This window comes from Halogranum amylolyticum, from assembly GCF_900110465.1.
In the GTDB taxonomy this organism is placed as follows: Archaea; Halobacteriota; Halobacteria; order Halobacteriales; family Haloferacaceae; genus Halogranum; species Halogranum amylolyticum.
Map to the genome: position 1 here is coordinate 92,092 of NZ_FODV01000005.1, position 22,012 is coordinate 114,103.

18 protein-coding genes and 1 pseudogene are annotated in these 22,012 nt (G+C 66.2%); 13 read left to right on the forward strand and 6 right to left on the reverse strand.

All coding sequences use genetic code 11. The features are described from left to right. The first annotated feature begins 426 nt into the window (after nt 1–426). The 5 genes and pseudogenes from BSG17_RS11435 to BSG17_RS11455 all read left to right on the forward strand — a co-directional run. Nucleotides 427–2,031 (forward strand): COG1361 S-layer family protein, encoded by a 1,605-nt coding sequence (locus BSG17_RS11435; protein WP_089824149.1) that lies wholly within the window; start codon nt 427–429, stop codon nt 2,029–2,031. Next, nucleotides 2,032–4,566 carry an efflux RND transporter permease subunit gene (locus BSG17_RS11440; RefSeq protein WP_089824150.1) on the forward strand — a complete coding sequence of 845 codons (2,535 nt, stop codon included), beginning with the start codon at nt 2,032–2,034 and terminating at the stop codon, nt 4,564–4,566. Next, nucleotides 4,563–5,354: a TrmB family transcriptional regulator gene (locus BSG17_RS11445; protein ID WP_089824152.1), complete on the forward strand. Its 792-nt coding sequence runs from the start codon at nt 4,563–4,565 to the stop codon at nt 5,352–5,354. Before BSG17_RS11440 ends, BSG17_RS11445 begins: the two co-directional genes overlap by 4 nt. 236 nt (nt 5,355–5,590) lie before the next feature. Next, nucleotides 5,591–6,313 (forward strand): helix-turn-helix domain-containing protein, encoded by a 723-nt coding sequence (locus BSG17_RS11450; RefSeq protein WP_089824153.1) that lies wholly within the window; start codon nt 5,591–5,593, stop codon nt 6,311–6,313. 13 nt (nt 6,314–6,326) lie between these two features. Then, nucleotides 6,327–6,776: pseudogene (locus BSG17_RS11455) on the forward strand (hypothetical protein); the annotation flags it as partial. Here BSG17_RS11455 and BSG17_RS11460 read toward each other — a convergent pair. The 3 genes from BSG17_RS11460 to BSG17_RS11470 form a co-directional block, all read right to left on the reverse strand. After that, complete coding sequence (locus tag BSG17_RS11460; protein WP_089824155.1) at nt 6,755–7,234, reverse strand: peroxiredoxin family protein; 480 nt, start codon at nt 7,232–7,234, stop codon at nt 6,755–6,757. The pseudogene BSG17_RS11455 and the gene BSG17_RS11460 overlap by 22 nt on opposite strands. A gap of 118 nt (nt 7,235–7,352) precedes the next feature. Next, complete coding sequence (locus BSG17_RS11465) at nt 7,353–7,565, reverse strand: DUF8132 family protein (protein WP_089824157.1); 213 nt, start codon at nt 7,563–7,565, stop codon at nt 7,353–7,355. Between the two features lie 120 nt (nt 7,566–7,685). Continuing rightward, nucleotides 7,686–7,964 (reverse strand): acylphosphatase, encoded by a 279-nt coding sequence (locus tag BSG17_RS11470; RefSeq protein WP_089824158.1) that lies wholly within the window; start codon nt 7,962–7,964, stop codon nt 7,686–7,688. Nucleotides 7,965–8,216: 252 nt separating this feature from the next. On the opposite strand from BSG17_RS11470, the gene BSG17_RS11475 reads away from it, so the two are divergent. The 6 genes from BSG17_RS11475 (at nt 8,217) to BSG17_RS11500 (ending at nt 16,480) form a co-directional block, all read left to right on the forward strand. Further along, a complete protein-coding gene (locus BSG17_RS11475) occupies nt 8,217–9,563 on the forward strand; it encodes a phosphohexomutase domain-containing protein (protein ID WP_089824160.1) in 1,347 nt (448 codons plus the stop codon). Nucleotides 9,564–9,688: 125 nt separating this feature from the next. Continuing rightward, nucleotides 9,689–10,825, forward strand: a complete 1,137-nt coding sequence (locus BSG17_RS11480) for a BMP family ABC transporter substrate-binding protein (RefSeq protein WP_089824162.1) — start codon at nt 9,689–9,691, stop codon at nt 10,823–10,825. Between the two features lie 89 nt (nt 10,826–10,914). Next, entirely contained in the window at nt 10,915–12,588 is a 1,674-nt protein-coding gene (locus BSG17_RS11485) for an ABC transporter ATP-binding protein (RefSeq protein ID WP_089824164.1), read from the forward strand. Further along, nucleotides 12,585–13,901: an ABC transporter permease gene (locus BSG17_RS11490; RefSeq protein WP_089824166.1), complete on the forward strand. Its 1,317-nt coding sequence runs from the start codon at nt 12,585–12,587 to the stop codon at nt 13,899–13,901. Before BSG17_RS11485 ends, BSG17_RS11490 begins: the two co-directional genes overlap by 4 nt. Next, entirely contained in the window at nt 13,894–14,979 is a 1,086-nt protein-coding gene (locus tag BSG17_RS11495) for an ABC transporter permease (protein ID WP_089824168.1), read from the forward strand. The genes BSG17_RS11490 and BSG17_RS11495 overlap by 8 nt, the downstream gene beginning before the upstream one ends. A 130-nt stretch (nt 14,980–15,109) precedes the next feature. Next, nucleotides 15,110–16,480, forward strand: a complete 1,371-nt coding sequence (locus tag BSG17_RS11500) for a geranylgeranyl reductase family protein (protein WP_089824170.1) — start codon at nt 15,110–15,112, stop codon at nt 16,478–16,480. A gap of 539 nt (nt 16,481–17,019) precedes the next feature. Here BSG17_RS11500 and BSG17_RS26990 read toward each other — a convergent pair. The 3 genes from BSG17_RS26990 to BSG17_RS11510 form a co-directional block, all read right to left on the reverse strand. Continuing rightward, nucleotides 17,020–17,187, reverse strand: a complete 168-nt coding sequence (locus BSG17_RS26990) for a hypothetical protein (RefSeq protein ID WP_170864782.1) — start codon at nt 17,185–17,187, stop codon at nt 17,020–17,022. A 131-nt stretch (nt 17,188–17,318) separates the two neighbouring features. Next, entirely contained in the window at nt 17,319–18,347 is a 1,029-nt protein-coding gene (locus BSG17_RS11505) for a lipid II:glycine glycyltransferase FemX (RefSeq protein ID WP_089824701.1), read from the reverse strand. Nucleotides 18,348–18,699: 352 nt separating this feature from the next. After that, the gene (locus BSG17_RS11510) at nt 18,700–19,974 is read right to left on the reverse strand and encodes an amidohydrolase (protein WP_089824172.1); all 1,275 of its coding nucleotides are present in this window, start codon (nt 19,972–19,974) and stop codon (nt 18,700–18,702) included. Nucleotides 19,975–20,184: 210 nt separating this feature from the next. On the opposite strand from BSG17_RS11510, the gene BSG17_RS11515 reads away from it, so the two are divergent. Next, complete coding sequence (locus BSG17_RS11515; RefSeq protein ID WP_089824174.1) at nt 20,185–21,723, forward strand: Na+/H+ antiporter NhaC family protein; 1,539 nt, start codon at nt 20,185–20,187, stop codon at nt 21,721–21,723. Continuing rightward, entirely contained in the window at nt 21,720–21,986 is a 267-nt protein-coding gene (locus BSG17_RS11520) for a DUF7513 family protein (protein WP_089824177.1), read from the forward strand. The genes BSG17_RS11515 and BSG17_RS11520 overlap by 4 nt, the downstream gene beginning before the upstream one ends. The last annotated feature ends 26 nt before the right edge of the window (nt 21,987–22,012 follow it).

The following is a 22,012-nucleotide window of genomic DNA, read 5'->3' on the forward strand; positions in this document are numbered from 1 at the left end:
CCCTGTGAACCAGCCTGTCATGTGTGAGCCACAACCACCCCGCGGCCGCGCCCACCAGAGAACTTCTCGGCCGGCGTGAGGCGGACACCAGCGTCCGTCCGTGCCGGCTGATACGATTGTTTTGGAGCGACGGCACTTCGTCCGTCCTGCTCGTCTAGAGTGTCGACACTAGTCTCGACGGCGGCGACGCCGGTTCCGACGGTGTCGGGGACCGCGACGACGGATGCGTCTCCCCCTTCTGAGCGGTCGGAACCGGAGACTGACGCGGACGGTAGCGATGTTCGAGAGCAACATCAGTCCTGTTTGTAGAAATTTACAACACGTTATATGGGAGGAAAGACAAGGAGGCGAGTAACGGCCACAGGTGGACTCAGTGGCCACCAATCAGCCCGGGTCCGACACTCCTCGGTCGCGGGCGGAGCGAACATGAAGAAGACACAGCTACTCACCATCCTTATCGTCGGTCTCGTACTGGTCCCGACGTCGGCACTCGCCGTCGTCGAGGGGGAACCGAATCTGAGCGCCACCGCACCGAACAACCGCGTCGTCGCCGGAGAGGAGGTGGAGTTCACCGTCAACCTCCAGAACGAAGGCGACATCAGCCAGAGTTCGAACCCGTCGCTCAACAGTCAGGTGACGACGGCGAAGGCGGTCACCGCCGAACTCCGCGAGGAGGGGAGTTTCGGCAACCAGGACCCGCCCATCACGATCAAGACGAACAAGCAGGCCATCGGGAGCATCCCCGACGGCCAGTCGGTGCCGGCGACGTTCTCCATCCACGTCGACGAAGACGCCGACCCCGGCAACTACAAGATCCCGGTCCGGATCACCTACGCCTACACCGAGTCGTACGACCCGCAGAGCGGCGACTACGACCAGGAGACCGAGCGCCGGACGGTCAACGTGAACCTCAACGTCGTCGACAGCGCGCGCTTCGAGATCGAGGAGGCCAGCGGTGACCTCGCCGTCGGTGACAGCGGCCCCGTCTCGGTCAGCATCACGAACACGGGCAGCGAGACGGCCAGCGACGCCAACGTGGCGGTGACCTCCGAGAACGCCGATCTCACCTTCTCGGAGTCGAACACGGCGTCGAACTACGTCGGCTCGTGGGAGCCCGGCGAGACGCGGACGCTCACCTACGACGCGACCGTCGCCCCCGGGGCGTCACCGCGGAACTACGCGCTCTCGGCGACGGTGAACTACGAGGACGGCGACGGCGCGGCGCAGTCCTCGAAGGCACTCTCGTTCGGGGTGACCCCGCGCGACGAGCAGTCGTTCGCCGTCGAGAACACCGAGAGCACGCTCCGCGTCGGACAGGAGGGCGTGCTCAGCGGCGAAATCGTCAACGAGGGCGAGACGGCCGTCCGCAACGCCGTCCTCCGCTTCGAGACGGAGAACCCCAACGTCAACCCGATCGAGACGGAGTACGCCCTCGGCACCGTCGAAGCGGGCGAGCGGGCGAACTTCAGTTTCGACACGGAGATCTCGGAGTCCGCGACGGCCGGCCCTCGGCAGTTCACGCTGACCGTCGAGTACCGCAACACCGACGGCGAGTCCCGCACGAGCGACCCGCTCGACGTGCAGGCCGCCGTCGACGGCAAACAGAAGGAGTTCTCCGTCGAGGGCGTCAACACGACGTTCGCCGCCGGCGACGACGGCGAGATGACGATGACCGTGACGAACAACCGCGCGGAGACGCTGTCGGACATCTCCGCGAAGCTGTTCGTCGACGCACCCATCTCCGCCAGCGACGACGAGGCGTTTATCGAGCAGCTCGAACCCGGCGAGAGCGAGACGATCGTCTTCGGAACGAGCGTCGGCGGCGACGCCATCGCCAAGACGTACCCCGTCAAACTCGACTTCCGCTACGACACGCCGGACGGTGACACGTTCATCTCCGAGACGTATCAGGTGCCGGTGACGGTGACCGAAGCCGAAGACGACGGCGGCATCCCGCTGCCGATCGTCGTCGGCGTCGTCGTCTTCGGCCTGCTCGGTGTCGTCGGCTACCTCTACAGTCGGAACTCGTAGATGGACTACCAGCGACTCATCGACTGGACCGACGAACGCATCGTCGAGCGCCCCGGGCGGGTCATCGTCGCCTTCCTGCTCTTGACGAGCGTGTTCGCGGTCGGTCTCGGTAACGTCTCGACGGAGGCCGGCACGGAGCAGTTCGCCTCGGACATCCCGGCGAACGACGCGTTGGAGGCGATCAACGACGAGTTCGGCTCGTCGTTCGCCGCCGACACCGGCAGTACGCAGCTCATCCAGCGCGGCGACAACGTCCTCGCGAAGGACCAACTGCTGTACATGCTCCGCGCGCAGGAACGACTCCAGGAGAAGGAGGACCTCCGCGTGAGCAGCACCTCCAGCGCCGCGAGGATCGTCGCGCAGACGCTCGACCCCGAAGCGACGACGCTCGAAGGGCAGATCGACGCCGTCGAGCGGGCGACGCCGACACAGATCCGCTCGGCCGTCCGGCAGAACGCCGACAACCCCGGCTTCACCGGGACGCTGAGCAACGACTTCAACCGCAGATCCGCCTCGGCGTCGGCGACTATCGGCGTCGTCACCCACGAGGTTCCCGGTGCGGGTGGGGGCGGTGGTGCAGGCCAGAGCGGGTCGAGTCCGCTCACCGACATCCAGCTACAGTCGGAGCGCGTCGTCGACACGGTCGGCGGCGACATCACCGTCTTCGGCAGCGGCATCACCGCCGCCGAGTTCAGCAACGTCATCACCGACTCGCTGCTCATCGTCACGCCCGCGGCCGTGCTGTTCATCATCTTCTTCCTCGTCGTCGCCTACCGCGACCTGCTCGACCTGCTGCTCGGGTCGTTCGCGCTGCTGATGGCGATCGTCTGGACCTTCGGGTTCCTCGGACTGGCGGGCATCCCGTTCAGTCAGATGATGATCGCGGTCCCGCCGTTGCTGCTCGCAGTGGGTATCGACTTCGGTATCCACGCCGTCAACCGCTACCGCGAGGACCGACAGGACGGTCTCGGCATCGACGAGGCGATGACCGAGGCGACCGACCAGCTGCTGGTCGCGTTCTTCATCGTGACGGGGACGACGGTCATCGGCTTCCTCTCGAACCTCGCGAGCGACCTCCCCCCGATTCGGGACTTCGGTATCGTCGCGGCGGTGGGGATCGTCTTCACCTTCCTCATCTTCGGGGTGTTCCTCCCGGCGGCGAAAGTGTGGCTCGACCGCAAGGCGGAGGCCTACCCGCTGCCGGTGTTCAGCCAGTCGCCGCTCGGCGCGGAGGGGTCGCGCCTCGGCGAGGTGCTCCGCGGCGGCGTCGTCGTCGCGAAGTACACTCCCGTGCTGTTTCTCGTGCTCGCGCTCGTCGCTAGCGCCGGTGCCGGCTGGTACGCCACCGACGTCGACACGACGTTCACGCAGGAGGACTTCCTCCCGCCCGAGGAGGTGCCGGGCTACCTGCAGCAACTCCCCGAACCGTTCGCGCCGAGCGACTACTCGGTCGTCGCGACGCTGAACTTCCTCGAAGAGAAGTTCCAGACCACTCAAGGGGGGTCGGTGACGGTGTACTACGAGACACGGATGGAACGCGACACCGCCCTCGAGGAGATCCATCGAGCGGGCGAGGATCCACCAGAGTCGTTCGTCAGCGAGGATCGCCGTGCGGACTCCGAGAGCATCGTCACCGTCGTCCAGTCGCAGGCCGAACGCGACCCCGAGTTCCGTCGCCTCGTCCAGCGGAACGACCGTAACGGCAACGGCGTCCCCGACGATAACCTCGGGAAGGTGTACGACCGCCTGCTGGAGTCGCCGGCCCGCGATCAGGCGCTGAACTACCTGGCCGAGGACCGCCGGAGCACGCGCGTCGTCTACTCGGTGTCCGCGGACGCCTCGCAGTCCGAGGTGACCGAGGACGGCCGGATGGTCGCAGACCGGTTCCGCGGCGGTGCCGTCGCCACCGGTAACACCGTCGTGTTCAAGGCCGTCTCGGACCTCATCTTCGAGTCGGCGGTCACCAGCCTCGCGCTCGCGCTCGGCGCGACGGTGGTGTTCCTCATCGTCATCTACTGGATACTGGAGGGGCTGCCGTCGCTCGGCGTGGTCAACACGCTGCCCATCGCCGTCGCCGTCGCGTTCGTCGCGGGAACGATGCGCCTGCTGGGCATCTCGTTCAACGCCTTCACCGCGACCATCCTCTCGCTCACCATCGGGCTGGGGATCGACTACTCGGTCCACGTCGTCCACCGGTTCACCGACGAGCGCCGCGAACACGATCTCTTCACCGCGCTCGACCGGACCGTCCGCGGGACGGGCGGTGCGCTCGCCGGCAGCATGCTGACGACGACGTTCGGGATCGGCGTGCTCGTGCTCTCGCTTCTGAGCGTGCTCGGCCAGTTCGGCGTGTTGACGGCGCTGAGTATCGTCTACTCCTTCGTGGCGTCGCTGTTCGTCCTCCCCTCGGCGCTCGTCGTCTGGGACCGCTTCGCCAACGACGACCCGAGCGTCCCGATGGGCTACCCGAACGAGTCGCCCACCGACGACCCGACGGCCGGACGGACGGTCGCCACCGACGGAGGGAGCGAATGACCGACAGCGAACACGCCGCCGTCGAGTCGCTCGAACGGCTCGGCCTCTCGAACTACGAGGCACGGATGTTCGTCGCCCTGCAGAAGCTGGGAACGGGAACCGCCCGAGAGGTCCACCGCGTCGCCGACATCCCGCGGTCGCAGGTGTACGGGGCCGCCGACGAACTCGAGGAGCGCGGCCTCGTCGAGATCCAGCAGTCGACTCCGAAGCGCTACCGTCCCGTGAGCCTGGAGGCGGCCCGCAACCGACTCGAAGAACGACTCGAACGCGAACGCAAGCAGGCGTTCGACTACCTCGAGACGGTCCAACGCGAGAAGCGGGGCGAGGAGACGCGCGACGACGTGTGGACCGTCCGCGGGCGGGAGTCGGTCGACGACCGGACCGTCGATCTCGCCGGGGGTGCGACCGACCGGATTCTCTTCGCGGCTGTCGACCTGTCGTCGGTCCCCGACGACCTGCTCGACGTCCTCCGCGACCGGGCGGCCGCCGGCGTCGACGTCGTCGTCGTGAGCGAGAACCCCGACGTCCGGGCCCACTTCGAGGCGGCGTCCGCCGACTCGATCCTCGTCGTCGAACCGGTCAGAGAGACGCCGACCGACTTCATGGGACGGGTGTTGCTCTGTGACGACGCCACCGTCCTCTTGTCGGTGCTGGCCGACGCCGCCCTCCCCGACGTGCGAGACGAGACGGCTATCTGGAGTACGGACACGGCGATGGCGGCCGTCCTCGTGCAGATCATCCGCGGCGGCATCATGTCCGTCGTCGACCCTGACGGGCTCGACGAGTAGGGTCCCGACTGCGGTGCCCGCGAGTCGCTGACGTCGCGGTACGCCACCGGCGGCTGGCGCGTCGTCGGCCATCGGTGCGAGAAGTCCGGTGCACACATCGACACAGACGTCCACGGCAGACGGTGACTCGGGGCGACGTCGCAGACGGACTCGATGGCTGTCGTGAGCGAACGTGCGTTTGTCGTTAACGTGTCAAATAGACACGTACATATCGCTACCCCACGAACGACACCTCGATGAGCGAGCAGGGCCAGGCCGCGGGCACCAGACTCACGCTGGAGCTGTGGCATCCGAACTGCTGGGCGCTCGAGGCGACCGCTCGGGCCGACGGCAGCGTGTTGGCACACGCTATCTACTCCACCCCGACGACGGCCGACGGGTTGGTGAACGGGCTTTTCACCGCCTACGCCGACAGCGACGTCGAGGTCGAAGCACTGTTGGACGCCGTCCGCGAGTCGCCCCACGCGGGGACGGTCCGGGAGTTACAAGAGCGGTTCGGCGGACACGGACGGGGGGGTCCGCCGGGGAGCGTCGTCCGCGAGTTCTTCCTCGAGTACGACCCCCGCGACATGATCTGTCCGGTGTTGCGGGAACAGGGGTTCGTCCACGGTGCGCCGGTCCGCATCGAGGGCGGTCGGGAGTTCTGGGAAGTGTGTTTCGCCGGGGACAGGCGCGACGTCGAACCACGTTTGGACGACGTTCGCGAGGCCGCCGCCGCAGAGATCGACGTCGTCCGCATCACCGCCGCGGAGCGAGGCGATTCCGAACGCGAGCGGCGACGGCGGACGCTGACGACGACCCAGCGGAAGGTGTTCGACCTGGCGAGAGACCGCGGTTACTACCGCTGGCCCCGTGGGGTCTCGACCCGCGAACTGGCCGACGAGTGTGGGGTCGCGAAGACGACGCTGCTCGAGCATCTGCGGAAGGCGGAGGCGAAGCTGCTCGACCCCAACGGGTGACCGCCTCGACACCCGCGACTCCGGTCTCGACGATGTCGTCGGTCGACTGGACGACCGGTTCCCGATCCTCGACGAGAGGCGTGCCGCGAAGGTGCGGACGCTCTCCGACGGCAAGTGACAGGTGCTCGCCTTCTCGCGTGCGCTCGTGATAGAACAGGGACTGTTGCTCGTCGACGAGCCGTCGACCGGGTTAGCGCCGTCGATCGTCGAAGACGTGTTCCGGAACGTCCAGACGGTCAACGAACTCGGAACCTCCATCCTGATGGTCGAACAGAACGCCCGCGGAGGATCGGTGATCTCCGACCGTGACGACGTCTTCGATCGGGGAACTGTCGCCTACGAGGGCAAAGCAGGGGAACTACTCGACGACCCCGAGGTGTCACAGCTCTGTCGGGGGCGCCGACAACGAGTAAGGAAGGGAGAACTCGGACAGTCTTCGTCTTACGCGAAGACGTCTTCGTAGTCGTTGCGGACGAAGTAGCGCACCCAGTTGCCGTACGTGCGGTCGGCCGGGTGGTCGGCGATCTGTTCGTACTGGACGACGCCGTCCTCGTCGACGACGTACGTCGCGGCGATACCGGTCACTCCGTGACTGGTCTGCTCGGTGCCGCTGTACTGCTCTGCGACCTCGCCGTCGGGATCGGCGAGCAGTTGGATATCTAGATCGAACCGGTCGCGCATGTCGGTGAGCGCGCCGACGTCGTCGGTGACGACTGGGAGCACGTCGACGCCGTCGTTGAACCAGAGGTCGTAGGAGACTTCGCTGAACGTCTGGAGATGCTCGGCACAGAAGCTACACCACGCGCCGCGGTTGACTAACACGACAGTCGGACCGCTCTCCAGCGTCGCCGAGAGCGAGACCTCCTCGCCTGCCGTGCTCTGCAGTGTGAAGTCGGGTGCGTCGGATCCGTCGAGTGTCACGCCTCCCCGTTTGTGCAGGTGTCTGTAATGGGATTCGCACCGTGGCGTCGGACGCGCACCGACGCCGAACAGTCTTGTAGGGGGAGGCTGGGGGGAGTGACTCCGACGACTCGATCGGTCAGAACCCCGTGTAGACGCGTGCGAGTTTCGACCCGCCGAGTGCGAGGACGACGAGGCCGACGACGAAGCCGCCGAGTGCGACGAGCAGGAGGCGCGCACCGAGCGTCGGGCCACCGAGGAACGGGCCGCGGACGATCAGATACCCCGTCGCACTCGTCAGCAGGAGGCCGAGAGCGGTCAGCGACAGCCACGGGATGGCGACGATGTTCATGAGTTCGAGACTGTGTGGCTATCCGAATGGAAACCGTCGTAAAGAAGATTTCTGCGCGGCCGGGGGTCCACCCGAGAGTCGTTTGACGGTCGACGGAGGCGCGAGGTTCCGTACCCGGCGTCAGCGGCGGATGCGGAACCCCTCTTCCCCCTCGGGTTCAGCGTACTCGACGTCGACTCCGTCGACGTTCGCGGCCGGACTCCCCGTGTGACACCACTCGACCATCGACTCGACCGCTGCCTCGGGTCCCTCGAACACGGCTTCGACGCGGCCGTCGTCGAGGTTCCGTACCCAGCCGTCGACGCCGTGTTCCTCGGCGGTCTCCCGAGTGTTAGCACGGTAGAAGACGCCCTGTACGGTTCCGGTCACGTACACGTGCGCTCGCGTTCGGTCGGACATGGGTCAGCGTACACTGGCCGGCGTCAAAAATCCGGCCGCCGTCGACTCTGGCAGGGGGGCGAACAGACGGCAGATCGGGGTGTGGCGACGCGAGGCGATGTGCCGTACGTCCGCAGGTCGCCTCGCGGTGGCTGACTACGTCACGTGACGCGCTGGTCACGGCATCCTACTTGAACCCCGGCCCTGACTCATCAACCTCAAGACAGTTCCCGAACCGCGGTACTCTAAGTGTCGCCAGCGAAACGAGCAGATATGGAACTCTTCGGAACTGCCGGAATCCGGGGAAGCGTCACCGAGACGGTGACGCCGGAACTGGCACTCGCCGTCGGGCGGGCCGCGGCCGCAGACGGAGACGAGTTCGTCGTCGGCCGTGACGGCCGGGTCACCGGTCCGGCGCTCGCCGCCGCGATGGAGGCAGGCCTCGAGTCGGCCGGAGCGACCGTCCACCGTGCGGGGATGCTACCCACGCCCGCACTCGCGTTCGCTTCACAGGGGCGCCGCGGCGTCATGCTCACCGCCTCGCACAACCCGCCGACGGACAACGGGATCAAGGTATTCACGGATGGGGTCGAGTACGACCGCGATTCGGAGCGCGGCATCGAATCCCGCGTCGACGCCGGCACCGGCCCGGTCGCCTGGGACGAGTGGGGCGAGAGCCAGCGTGTCGAGCCGCTCGTCGAGTACCGACAGGCGGTCGCCGACTTCGCCGAGAGCCGTGGCGCCGACCTCGACGGTCTCCGTGTCGCCGTCGACTGCGGCAACGGGATGGGCGCGCTGGCGACGCCGCAGGTGCTGCGCGAACTCGGCGCGCGGGTCGTCGCGCTCAACGCCAACGTCGACGGTCACTTCCCCGGCCGCGAGTCGAAACCGACGCCGGAGACGCTCTCGGATCTCCGGGAGTTCGTCGCCAACGGCGACTTCGCGTTCGGGCTGGGTCACGACGGCGACGCCGACCGCATCGTCATCGTCGACGCCGACGGCGACGTCGTCCACGAAGACACCGTCCTCGCGATACTCGCCGAACACTACGTCCGAACGGCCGACGTCGACGACCCCGTGGTCGTGACGACGCCGAACGCCTCGGCACGGATCGACGAGCGCGTCCGGGCGGCCGACGGGCGCGTCGAGCGCGTCCGTCTCGGCGCGCTCCACGAGGGGATCGCTGCCGCTCGTGCGGACGGCGCCGACGTCGTCTTCGCGGCCGAACCGTGGAAGCACATCCACACCGCCTTCGGTGGCTGGATCGACGGCGTCGCCAGCGCGGCCGTCGTCGCCCGCCTCGTCGCCGACGGTGGACTCGACGCGCTCCGCGGACCCGTCACCGAACGCCCGTACCGAAAGGTCAGCGTCGCCTGTCCCGACGCGGCGAAGGCGTCGACGATGACGGCGCTGGAGACGACGCTCCCGGCCGCGTTCCCCAACGCCGAGGTCGACACCGAGTACGGCGTCCGACTGGAGTTCTCCGACGCCTCGTGGGCGCTCGTCCGACCCAGCGGGACCGAACCCTACGTCCGTATCTACGCCGAGAGCGACGACGTCGACGCGCTCGTCGCCGACGTCCGAGCGGTCGTCGACGAGGCGGTCGCCGACGCGTCGTAGCCGTCGCTCGTCCGGAACAGCCGTCTCGACTACCGACAGTTCGTCTCGGTCACCGTTCGGTCGACCCCAGAGCGACGGGTTTATGGCCACTACTCCGCCTTGTGACACCTAAGGTGTCCATAGATATGGATAGACGCACTTTCATCAAGGGGACAGGAGTCGCAGGAATTGCCGGACTCGCAGGCTGTACGGGTGGTCCGGAGGAGAGCGGCGACGGCGGGGACGGCAACCAGAGCGACGGCGGTGCGGGGGGCAACCAGTCGGGCAACGAGTCCGGCGGCGGGGGGTCGGCGTCGTCCGATATCAACGTCGGCATGGTGTACGCGACCGGCGGCCTCGGCGACGGGTCGTTCAACGACCAGGCGCAGACCGGCGTCCAGCAGGCGGGCGACGACTTCGGGGTCTCTCACAACGAGGTCCAGCCGAGCGAGGTCAACGAGTTCGAGACGTTCCAACAACAGTTCGCGCAGTCGGGGAACTACGACCTCATCTGCTGTATCGGCTTCCTGCAGAAGGAGGCGCTCGCGTCGAACGCACCGGAGTACCCCGACCAGAACTTCATGCTCGTCGACGAGGTCGTCGAGGAACCGAACGTCGCGAGCTACGTGTTCGGGGAGGAGCAGGGTTCGTTCCTCGTCGGCCAGATGGCCGGGCTCCTCACCCAACAGCAGTTCAGCGCCGGCGCCGGCGAGACGGTGCCCGACCAGTCGAAGGTCGGCTTCGTCGGCGGCGTCGAGGGCGATCTCATCGGTAAGTTCGAGGCGGGTTACCGCGCGGGTGTCGCCGAGGCCAGCGAGGACGTCGAGGTACAGGTCAGCTACGTCGGCAACTTCAACGACACGCAGGCGGGCAACGAGGCGGCGACAGCGATGTACAACGACGGCGTCGACATCGTCTACCACGCCGCCGGCAACGCCGGAACGGGTGTCTTCCAGGCGGCGCAGGACACCGGCAAGTTCGCCATCGGCGTCGACCAGGATCAGTCGCTGACGAAGTCGGGCTACGCCAACGTGATCCTCGCGAGCATGGTCAAGCGAGTCGACACCGCGGTGTACACCTCCATCGAGAACGTCGTCAACGACTCGTTCGGGGGCGGTAGCACCACGACGCTCGGCCTCGAACAGGAGGGTGTCGCGGCCGTCTACGGCGACCAGCTCGGCTCGGAGATCCCCGAAGAGGTGAAGTCCAGCGTCGACGAGACGCGGCAGGCGATCATCGACGGCGAGATCTCGGTGCCGACCGATCCCTCGAGCCTGAACTAGTCGTTCGGTCTCCCGATTCGAGACCGGTTCGGTAGTTGAACCGTGATAAATCCACGCTCTTAAGCATACACTCGACAAGCCCACAACCAATGGAACCAGCCGTCCATCTCGACGGAATTACCAAGCGTTTCCCCGGCGTCGTCGCCAACGACGACGTCGACTTGCTCGTCGAGCGGGGATCGGTACACGCACTCCTCGGCGAGAACGGTGCAGGGAAGACGACGCTGATGAACGTTCTCTACGGACTGTACGACCCGACCGACGGTGACGTGTACGTCGACGGCGATGGACTCGAGACGGCGAGTGACGACGCGGCACACCGATACACGCAGGCGCCGCGCCGCTTCGACTCGCCCGGCGACGCCATCGACGCCGGTGTCGGCATGATCCACCAGCACTTCATGCTGGTCGACCCGATGACCGTCACCGAGAACATCACCCTCGGAAACGAACCGCGAAAGTGGGGCGGACTGGCAGTCGACGCCGACCGCGCCCGCCGAGACGTCGTCGATCTCTGCGACCGATACGGCTTCGACGTCGACCCCGACGCGACCGTCGCCGACGTGAGCGTCGGTGTCCAACAGCGCGTCGAGATCCTGAAGTCGCTCTACCGCGGCGCGGACGTCCTGATCCTCGACGAGCCGACGGCGGTGCTCACCCCGCAGGAGGTCGAGGACCTCTTTTCGGTCTTCGATGAACTGACCGCGCAGGGGAAGACGATCATCTTCATCACCCACAAGTTGGGGGAGGCGATGCACGCTGCGGACGACGTCACCGTCCTCCGCGACGGGAAGAACGTCGGCACCGTCGACACCGGGGACGTGACGCGCGAACAGCTCGCGGAGATGATGGTCGGCCGCGAAGTGCTCGAGACGGTCGACAAACCGCACGTCGAACGGGGTGAGTCAGTTCTCACCGTCGACCGTCTCTCCGCCGAGGACGAACGCGGCGTCGAGGCCGTCTCCGACGTCTCCTTCACGGTCCACGAGGGCGAGGTGTTCGGCATCGCCGGCGTCGACGGCAACGGGCAGTCGGAGCTGATCGAGTCGATCACGGGTCTCCGCCGACCGACCACCGGCAGCGTCGCCTTCGACGGCGACGACATCACGTCGTGGCCACGGCAACGCCGTATCGACGAAGGGATGGCGTACATCCCCGAGGACCGCCACGAACGCGGCCTCGTGATGGAGTTCGATCTCACCGAGAACGGTCTCCTCGGCAGCCAGCATCGCCCCCCGTTCGCGGAACACGGTCGCATCGAATGGAACCGTGCACGGAGCCACGCACAGGACATCATCGACGAGTACGACGTTCGCCCGCCGAACCGCGACGCGACGGCCGAATCGTTCTCCGGCGGCAACCAGCAGAAGTTCATCGTCGGCCGCGAACTCGAACGCGACCCCTCGCTGGTCGTCGCGACCCACCCGACCCGCGGCGTCGACATCGGCTCGACGGAGTTCATCCACGACCGCCTGCTGGAGCTCCGATCGGCGGGGAAGGCCGTGCTGCTCGTCTCCTCGAAGTTAGAGGAGGTCCAGGGGCTCTCGGACCGCCTCGCGGTGATGCACGACGGCGAGATCATGGACGTCGTCGACCCCGAGACGGTGACCGAGGAGGAGATCGGGCTCCTGATGGCGGGCGAACCGTTGCCCGACGAGTCGACCGCGGTGAGTCTCCGTGAGGTCCCCGCGGGCGGCCACGCCTCGAACGAGGAGACGGCGAGCGACGACGCCGGCATCACCGCCGGAGGTGGTGAGCGATGAGCGCCGACGACTGGCGGGCGCGTGGGCGGAGCGCGCTCGAACGACTCGTCCGCGCGTCGGCGTTCGAACGGATACTCATCAGCACCGCGGCGCTCGTCCTCTCGATGTTCGTGGGCGTCCTCCTCATCCTCGCCGCCGGACGGATGACGACGTGTACGACGGCGGCGACGACGTTCTTCGGCGTCGGCTTCTGTTACGACCCCTTCGCCGTCTACGACAGCCTCTTCTTGGGCGCACTCGGCGACCCCATCAACCCGCTGTTCCGACCGCTCGAAGGTCAGATCCGGCCGCCGTTCCGCGAGGGCTGGTCGCCGCTGAACAGCCAGATGGCGGTGACGCTTCGCGAGACGACGGTGCTCATCTTCACCGGTCTCGGCGTCGCACTGGCGTTCCGCGCGGGAATCTTCAACATCGGGATGCAGGGGCAGTTGGTCGTCGGCGCGCTCGCGACGGCGCTCACCGTCCTCTGGGCCTCGTCGCTGGTCTCGGGGGTCCTCGGAACGCTCGTGCTCGTCCCGTTCGGTCTCGTCGTCGGCGCGCTCGCCGGTGGCCTGTTCGCGGCGATACCGGGTGCGCTGAAGGCGTACGCCGACGCCAACGAGGTCATCACGACGATCATGCTGAACTTCGTGGCGACGAGCGTCGCGCTGTATCTCGTGGCGAACCCGTTCAAGGACCCGCAGAGCGCGGCCAACGAGACGGTCGCGCTGCCCAACTACGCCTCCATCCCACCGATCCTCTTCGATCCGCGTGACAGCTTCTCGCTCGTCGCGCTCGGTATCGCACTGGCGCTCGTCGTCGCGTCGTACTACCTGCTCGAACACACGTCGTTCGGCTACGACATCCGAACCAGCGGGATCCAGCCCGAGGCAGCGGAGTACGGCGGCGTCGACGCCGCGAAGACGATCGTCTCGAGTATGACGCTGTCGGGTGCTGTCGGGGGCGTCGGCGGCGCGATGTACGTCATCATGATCCTCGGCAACTACCAGACCGGCGTCCCGGCGTACGGCTTCGACGGAATCACCGTCTCGATCCTGGCGGGCAACAATCCCCTCGGCGTCGGCTTCGCGGCACTGCTCTTCGGCATCCTGAAGAGCGGTTCCATCATCGTCGACGTGAGCACCGACGTTCCGCCGCAACTCGTCGGCGTACTCCGGGGGCTCATCATCCTCTTCGTGGCGATGCCGGAGTTCTTCCGCCTCCTCGGGCGGAAGTTCGTCGTCGACGACCGAGAGCCACAGGCAGTGGCGACCGACGGCGGCGTCGACGCCGACGAGTCGGCCGCGACGCCCGGAGGTGGCTCCGATGAGTAACGTCGCACTCGACCGCACTTCCGAGCTCTCGACGCGGCGCGTCGCGGGCATCGCCGTGCTCGGTGCCGTCGCCGTCTTCCTGCTCTGGGGGATCGTCGCACCCGCGTCGACGCCGGGGCGCATCCTCCGGGTCATGTTCACCAAGAGCGCCCTGTCGGCGACGCTCCGACTGTCGGTCCCGATCGCCTTCGCCGCACTCGGCGGGATCTTCGCCGAGAAGAGCGGCGTCATCAACATCGGTCTCGAAGGGCTGCTCATCATCTCGGCGTTCACTGCGGTGTTCGCGACCGACACCCTCGCCGGCGAACAGGCGGCGACGACGGCCGACATCTGGGGCGGCCTCGTCGTCGGCGTCGCGGTCAGCGTGCTGTTGGCAGCGGTGTTCGCCGTCGTCTGCATCGAGTTCCGCGCCGACCAGATCATCGCCGGCCTCGCGGTGTGGCTCATCGCACTCGGCCTCGCACCGTTCGCCTCGCAGGTGATCTACGGCGGCCCGAACACCGCCAGCGTCGAGACGTTCGAGACCATCACGGTTCCCGGCCTCGCGAACATCCCCTTCTTCGGCGCGCTGTTCGACACGACGCCGATGGTCTACCTGATGTTCGTCGCGACGGCCGTGTCGTGGTACACGCTGACCCGCACCTCGTTCGGCCGGTGGGTCGTCGCCAGCGGCGAGAACCCGAAGGCGCTCGACACCGCCGGCGTCGACGTCACTCGCGTCCGCTACACGGCGGTGCTCATCTCGGGGCTGCTCGCGGGCATCGGCGGCGCGGCGCTGTCGCTCGGCCTCGGCCAGTTCGTCGGCAACGGGCAGACGATGGTCAACGGCAAGGGGTTCATCGCGATCGTCGCCTACCTGTTCGGCAACTACAACCCGGTCGGCGCGTTGCTGTCGACGTTCCTCTTCGCCGGGTTGGACGCGCTGCAACTCCGCCTCCAGGCGGCGGCGATCATCGCCGTCCCGCAGTCGCTCGTGCGGACGATCCCGTACGTCGCGGTCATCGTCGTCCTCGCGCTGTTCGGGAAGACCCGACTGCCGAAAGCCGCAGGCGAACACTACGAGTCGGGCGACGACTGACGGTCGGTTCCGGGCGTGGCCGTCGCGCCGGTGGCTCGAACGACTGGACGCCCACCGCTCGAATCCGTCGACGCGCGACCGACCGATTCGGTGATAAAGAGTTTTGATTCCGGGATTAGGAGTGAGAGGCATGACTACTCACGAGTACGACGTCGTCGTCGTCGGCGCGGGCACCGCCGGTTGTTACGCGGCGGCGACGCTCGCAAACGAGGGGATCGACGTCGTCGTCGTCGAGCGGAAAGACGAGGAAGAGGCGGGGCACATCGCCTGCGGCGACGCGCTGAAGGGGGCCGACGCCTTCCCGGAGGCGATTCCGAAGTCGAAGATCCAACCGGCCTTCACCAACACGGGCGTCACCCACGGCCGCTTCGAGATCCCGAGCCACGACACCGCCCTGGAGATTCCGATACCGGGCGAGCTCGCCGTCCTCGACCGCTGGGAGTACGGCCGACTCGTCATCGAGGGGGCCGAGGAGGCCGGCGTGGAGTTCCACTACGACACCGTCGTTCAGGACGTCGAGCAGACCGCAGACGGTCGCGTGACGGGCGTCCGCGGCAAGCGGAAGGGCGACGTCGTCGAGTACGAGGCCGAGATCACCATCGACGCCGCCGGCGCGCTCTCGCTCCTGCAGGACAAGGCGGACCTCTCGAACGCGACGTTCGACACCAACGTCTCGTACTCGCAGTTCTGTTCGGCCTACCGCGAGGTTCTCCACGTCGACGAACCCGTCGACTACGACGACGCGCTCGTGTTCAAGCCGACGAAGCGCGCGGCGGGCTACATCTGGTACTTCCCTCGCACGTCGACGGAGATCAACGCCGGCCTCGGTTTCCAGATGAACGAACAGCCGATGAAGCTTGTCGAGGACCTCAAACAGGACCTCCGGAACCGCCCCGAGTTCGAGGGTGCGAAAGTGACCGACAAACTCGGCGCGGCGCTGCCGACGCGCCGCCCCTACGACTCGGCGGTCGCGCCGGGGTTCATCGCCGCGGGCGACGCCGCGGGCCACGTCAACCCGACCACCGGCGGCGGTATCGCCGGTGCGGCCTACGCCGGGAAGTACGCCGCCGAGCAGGCGATGGAGGCCATCGCCGCGGGCGACGTCAGCGAGGAGATGTTGTGGCGCTACAACGAGCGCGTGATGGACCACTTCGGCGGCCGTTACGCCGGGCTCGACGTCTACAACATCCTCGTCACCGCCGGCGAAGTCGACGATCTAGAGAGCCTGCTGGCAGTGCTCCCCGGCGAGAAACTCGCCGAGGGGCTCTACTCCGGGAAGACCAGCCTCGGTTGGAAGGTCAAACTGCAGACGGCGATCCAGAGCCGTGACTACTGGGACGTCATCTACGACTTCTACAAGACGCGGAAACTCGCCGACGAACTCATCGACCACTACAACCGTTATCCGGGTCGCCCGAGCGCGCTCGCCGGCTGGCAGACCCACCGTGACGACCTGATGGACCGGATCTACGAGACGACGGGCGCGGAAGCGAAGTACTAGGAACCCCACCTCTTTGTCGGTTCGATTCACGTACCGCTCTTCGCGGGCGACCCACGAGTGGCCCCGTCTGGAAGCGAAACGGTGCTGCCGTCTCGCCCACCTCGAAAAGATGCAGTCTTCACGGTCCTCCCATGAAGACTCGAAAGACGCTTCGCGTCTTTCTTCGATCGAAAAGGCGGCGAGACTCGTTTCGCTCGTGGTACAGTAGAGGACCGCCGTTGAGAGTTCGACGGTAGTAGCCGAAAGCAGGAAACCAGGCCGCCGACTAGCCACCAGTTCGATAGGTTCGAACGTTTGTTTTTACTATCTTTCAACGTTCTTTATACCTCTTCGAGGTGTGTTCGCCACATGACTTACGACCGGCGATCCGTTCTCGGTCTCGTCGCATCGGCGGGTGTACTGGGGTTCGTCCCCTCTCGCACGGCACAGGGACGGACCAAACAGGCATCCGAGCCCGAACACCGAAGCACGGATCCCCCAGAACAGCCCGACCGCGCATCTCCCGAGAGAGTGGGGATACACGAGACGTGTCGACGGACTCAGGGCTGCTCCTCGGCCACCCGCAGAATCACGCCCGAGAGCACGTCGATGCCGAGCGAGTCCTCGTCGACGTCGAACGTGCTCGTGTGGTGGCCACCCGGGTGGTCGGGACCCGACGCCGACGTCGGCCGCCTCGACCCCCGAGAAACCCGTCTTCGCGGTTTCACCGCCAAGCTCGGAGGGCTCGGAGCGCCTTCCGCTGGACGAAAAAGCCGCTCGTTCACTTCGCGGGTAGCCTCGAACGATGTTACCTGACCTCCGCTCGTGGGAGCCACACGATTTCAGTCGCGGGTGGCCGTCACTCAGCGAGAACCCGGAAACTGTCTGGAAGCCGCTGGTACGCCTCGGTGGCGATCGACATCCGCGACGATCGCCGTTGGAGGGTGTAGTACGCTGACGCTGTTGGGCCGAACTTCGACTTGTACTTACAGAGTCGAGGGAGGTTCGCTCCAACGAGATCGTAGCGCTTCCGTCCACGCGACTTCGCCTCCCGAACGACGTGCCAGTCGAGCAGATCGTTGACCGGCACGTCCACGTCGTGTTTCGCACCGCCCTGCCAGCGGTAGACAGTATCGCCCCACTCTAGCGCCAACACGCCTCCGACTCGCTCGTTCTCGACGGAGATCACGTACGGTCGTATTGTCTCCGCTGGTAACCGGTGGTAGAGCGACTTAGCGAACTGAGACGTGACGCGATACTCTTTGTCTTGCTCGTCGTGGCGTTCACGAATCTGCTCGATAACGAAGTCCACTGCATCGGCGTCTCCTTCCTCTATCTCGTAGGCATCCTCGTCGGTGTTACAGATGTTACTTCTAGCGTCCCGGCTAAAACTCGTCAACAGGGTTTCCTCGTCTCGAGTGATGTCGACGATGTAGGTGTAGGTCGGTGTTGCATCGAAGCCATTCCATTTGAACGGGCGTACGTCGTCGTACCGATCGACAGTGCGGATATCGACATAGTCTGGATCGAGATGGTCGTCGAGCCAGGTGAGGATACTCTCGACGAACCGGCGGTGGCGGCGCTCGGACTTCCGCCGTTTGAGCTTCTCGAAGTTGAGAAGAGCCGGTCCGAGCGAGAACACCTCCAGATGCGGCGGCGGTGAGTACACGGCTGTGAACGGTCCGAGGGTAGTCTCGAACAGTGGCAAGAGACCGACCGGCTCCTGGCCTTTGTAGCCGATCAAGGGGTGGAGAGTCGCCCCCGACTGCTCAGCGAGAATCGCCAGTGCCTCCCCGTGATGGAATACCGACGCGTGTGGCGATTGATCGACGTAAGAGTTCCACTCGTCTAGCTCTGCCGGGTCGGTTCTGGTGATCTCAATGCTCATGCTGTTCACTGTATCCACGTCTGTGAATGCGCGAGGCGACACCGTCGTTCGTCGTACTAGACGACTGTTCCGAAGTTATAGAACACAGCACTCGTTGTAGTATCGCTAGCTTTGGGTCCTCATAGAACCTCATCATACTTTGTTGTCATAGCTGACCTCTATTAGTTAGAAATACATTACTCACCCCACACATACTTGTAATATTTCTAACCATACCGTAAGCTGCTGTTACTACCACGGGCCGGGGCGACGAGAGTCTCTGTGGCACAGATGTTCGGATACTGCCGTCTCGTCGGACTGAGACCCGTACAACAGCGAACCGGACGACAGGTTCTGGAGGCCGTCCTCCGACTCAGGGACGCTCCTCGGCTAGTCGCAGAATCGTCCCCGAGAGCACGTCGATACCGATGCCGAGCGAGTCCTCGTCGACGTCGAACGTGCTCGTGTGGTGGCCGCCGGGGTGGTCGGTGCCGACGCCGACGTAGGCCGCCTTCCCGCCGTGCTCCTGTACGCGCTGCATGAGGTAGGTCGCGTCCTCGCTGCCGCCGAGGGCGTCGGTTGGGAGGATGGAGGTGACGCCCTCGGTCGTTCCGGCGACGTCGGCGACGGCGTTCCTGACGGCGTCGTCGCTGCGGGCGCTCGGAGCCATCCCCTCGGTGGTGACCTCGACCTCACAGCCGTGCATCTCGGCGGCCGAGCGCAGGGTGCGTTCGGCCTTCTCGCGCATGTACTCCATCAGTTCGGTCGTCTCGCCGCGCACCTCGCCCTCGATGAACGACTCCTCGGGGACGATGTTCGTCGCCGTCCCGCCGCCCACGAGACCGGCGTTGACCCGGGTCGCCCCGTCGGAGTGTCGCGAGATACCGTAGAGGTTCTGGATCGCCGTCGCCATCGCGAGTACGGCGTTGTCGCCTTCCTCGGGTTTGGCTCCGGCGTGCGCCGGGTGACCGGAGAAGTCCGCACGGAAGTGATGCACCGCGAGGAAGCCGTCGATGCCGGCGACGATCTCGCCGGTCGGGTGGTCGAGGCCGAGATGAACTGCGAGCAGATAGTCGACGTCGTCGAGGTGGCCGCTCTCGGCCATCGGCTTCCCACCGGAGATGAGTTCCTCGCTCGGTTGGAAGAACAGTTTCAGCGTCCCCTCGAAGTCGCTGTCGAGAACGGCGTCGACGACGCCGAGGCCGAGCGTCGCGTGGCCGTCGTGGCCGCAGGCGTGCATGTAGCCCTCGTGCTCCGAGCGGAACCCGCTGGCGACGGGCGCGTGGTCGTCCGCGTCGGACTCGCGGATCGGGAGCGCGTCGATGTCGACGCGGAGGCCGACCGTCGGCCCCTCGCCGCGTTTCAGGACGGCGACGGCACCGGTGTACCCGCCCTCGAGTTTGGTCAGGACGTCCTCGCGTGCGCCGGCAGCGCGGGCCCGTTCGAGCCACTCCGCGAGTTCCGCGTCGTCCGGGACCGACAGTCGTTCGCCGCCGAGCACCTCCGCGCCGACGTAGAGTTCGTCCAGCGGGCGTCTCTCGAGTTCGTCGACGATGCGAGCGGTGGTGTAGAACTCTCGCCAGGCCGGTTCGGGATGTCGATGCAGGTCGCGACGGAACTCGACGAGTTCCTCGGAGAGTTGACTCATGGCTGGTGGGATGGTGCCCTCGGTGATAAAGATACGAGCGTATACCCCGTCTTCGGGTTCGAGAGGCGGTCAAAAGTAGTGACGTCCCAGTGGACGAGTGACGGCGAGGTGTCGACGTTTCGTACACGTCGTCAGACGGGAGTGCATCTCCGAGCGACAAAAGTTGAATTCCGCACGGTTTTATACAGTCATCGGTATTTCCACCAATAGATGAGCGACGTCGAATCCAATCCGTCGACCGAAACGCAGCTCAGGTTCCGCGGGGGGCGACTCGTCAGCGCCCTGCCGATCACCTTCTTCATCGTTTGGGCGATCGTCCAGTCTGGGCTGCTCGGTATCGGCGACACGACAGGACTAGTCATCGGGATGCTCGTCGGCCTTATCGTCGGGCTCTTCCTCGTAAAGGGGCCGTGGAAGGACTACGCCGACGTCATCTTCGAGGGGATGACGCGACGGGTGGCCGCGACGGCTATCGTCGCCTGGCTCTGGGCCGGTATGTTCGCCCAGACTATCCAGGTCGGTGGCTTCGTCGACGGTCTGGTGTGGGCCGCGACGGCGTTGAGCGTCGGAGCCGCCCTGTTCCCGGCGTTGACGTTCCTCTTCGCCGCCCTGCTCGCGACGGGCATCGGCACCGGCTACGGGACCGCCATCGCCTTCACCGGTCTCGTCTTCCCGGCCGGCATCCTCATCGGGGCCGACCCGGTGCTCATGTTCGGCTCTATCCTCTCGGGAGCCGTCTTCGGCGACAACCTCGCACCGGTGAGCGACACGACGATCGTCTCGGCGGTGACGCAGAACGCCGACATCGGCGGCGTCGTTGCCTCGCGCGTAAAGTACGCCATCGTCGCCGCCGCGCTCGCGTTCGTCGGCTACCTCGTCGCCGGCGCGCAGATGGCCGGCCAGCCGATGAACGTCGGCGGCGACGTCGCCGCAGGCGTCGGTCCAGTCGGTCTCGTCCACCTGTTCTCCATCGCTGTCGTCATCGCGACGGCCGTCGCCGGTCGACACATCATCGAAGCCGTCTCGTGGGGACTCGTCGTCTCCGTAGTGCTCAACCTCGTGCTCGGTCTCGCCGGTCCGAGCGACATGATCGCGTTCAACGCGCCCGAGAACGCCGCGCTCGTGTCGCAGCTCGACGCCATCCCTCTCGTCGGCGCGTTCATCGTCCCCGTCGCGCCGGCCGACGCCGGCGTCGGCGGCAGCCTCTACACGGGTGCGTCGGGCTTCTTCCCACTCATCGTCCTGACCGTCCTGCTGGTCGCCAGCGCCGAGATCATGCGCGCCGGCGGCGGCTTCGACGCGATCCAGGACTTCCTCGTCCAGAGCGTCGCCACGACGGTCCGACGCGCGGAGCTGACGATGGTGCTCGGGACGGCGCTCGTCAACGCGACGGTCACCATCAACACCGCCGCCGAGATCGCCATCGCACCGTACATCCGCAACCTCGGTGAACGGTTCAACATCAACGGCTACCGCCGCGCGAACATCCTCGACGCCAACACCTCCGCGCTGGGGTACATCTTCCCGTGGGGCGGCGGCCTGCTCGCCGGTTACGGCGCGATGCAGAACCTCGTCAACTCGCAGGCGACGCCGTGGTTCACCCAGGAGATGCTGGTGAACCCGGCGTCGGTGTTTCCGTACGTGTTCCACGGCTGGTTCCTCGTCGGCGTCTTTATCATCGCCGCGTGGACCGGCTTCGGCCGCGAGTACGTTCCGGACCGCCAGAGCGAGGAGGTGAGTCGCGTATGAACTTCGACAAACTGCTGGCCGGCTGGACGTTCCGAACGAGCACGCCCGACTACGCGGTCGGCGACGAACTCACCGTGTTCGTCACCGGGACGAACGGATCGACGCCCATCGTCCGCATCGGCGACACGGTCATCAGCCTGCTGGACGTCGAGGACGGACGCCCCCTCGTCGACAGGCGTGTCCGAATCCGCGTCACCGAGTTCGACACCCAGCGACACGAGGGGAGCGGCGAGTTACTCTCCGTCTTCGACGAGGAAGAGTAGCGACGGACGCCGCTTTTCGATATCCC

Excerpts from the sequence above, each read along its gene's own strand:
- BSG17_RS11435 (WP_089824149.1), top strand. The coding sequence starts at position 427 with ATGAAGAAGACACAGCTACTCACCATCCTTATCGTCGGTCTCGTACTG.
- BSG17_RS11480 (WP_089824162.1), top strand. The coding sequence starts at position 9,689 with ATGGATAGACGCACTTTCATCAAGGGGACAGGAGTCGCAGGAATTGCC.
- BSG17_RS11500 (WP_089824170.1), top strand. The coding sequence starts at position 15,110 with ATGACTACTCACGAGTACGACGTCGTCGTCGTCGGCGCGGGCACCGCC.
- BSG17_RS11515 (WP_089824174.1), top strand. The coding sequence starts at position 20,185 with ATGAGCGACGTCGAATCCAATCCGTCGACCGAAACGCAGCTCAGGTTC.
- BSG17_RS11495 (WP_089824168.1), top strand. The coding sequence starts at position 13,894 with ATGAGTAACGTCGCACTCGACCGCACTTCCGAGCTCTCGACGCGGCGC.
- BSG17_RS11505 (WP_089824701.1), bottom strand. The coding sequence starts at position 18,347 with ATGAGCATTGAGATCACCAGAACCGACCCGGCAGAGCTAGACGAGTGG.
- BSG17_RS11520 (WP_089824177.1), top strand. The coding sequence starts at position 21,720 with ATGAACTTCGACAAACTGCTGGCCGGCTGGACGTTCCGAACGAGCACG.
- BSG17_RS11450 (WP_089824153.1), top strand. The coding sequence starts at position 5,591 with ATGAGCGAGCAGGGCCAGGCCGCGGGCACCAGACTCACGCTGGAGCTG.
- BSG17_RS11490 (WP_089824166.1), top strand. The coding sequence starts at position 12,585 with ATGAGCGCCGACGACTGGCGGGCGCGTGGGCGGAGCGCGCTCGAACGA.
- BSG17_RS11475 (WP_089824160.1), top strand. The coding sequence starts at position 8,217 with ATGGAACTCTTCGGAACTGCCGGAATCCGGGGAAGCGTCACCGAGACG.
- BSG17_RS11485 (WP_089824164.1), top strand. The coding sequence starts at position 10,915 with ATGGAACCAGCCGTCCATCTCGACGGAATTACCAAGCGTTTCCCCGGC.
- BSG17_RS11510 (WP_089824172.1), bottom strand. The coding sequence starts at position 19,974 with ATGAGTCAACTCTCCGAGGAACTCGTCGAGTTCCGTCGCGACCTGCAT.
- BSG17_RS11445 (WP_089824152.1), top strand. The coding sequence starts at position 4,563 with ATGACCGACAGCGAACACGCCGCCGTCGAGTCGCTCGAACGGCTCGGC.
- BSG17_RS11465 (WP_089824157.1), bottom strand. The coding sequence starts at position 7,565 with ATGAACATCGTCGCCATCCCGTGGCTGTCGCTGACCGCTCTCGGCCTC.
- BSG17_RS11440 (WP_089824150.1), top strand. The coding sequence starts at position 2,032 with ATGGACTACCAGCGACTCATCGACTGGACCGACGAACGCATCGTCGAG.
- BSG17_RS11470 (WP_089824158.1), bottom strand. The coding sequence starts at position 7,964 with ATGTCCGACCGAACGCGAGCGCACGTGTACGTGACCGGAACCGTACAG.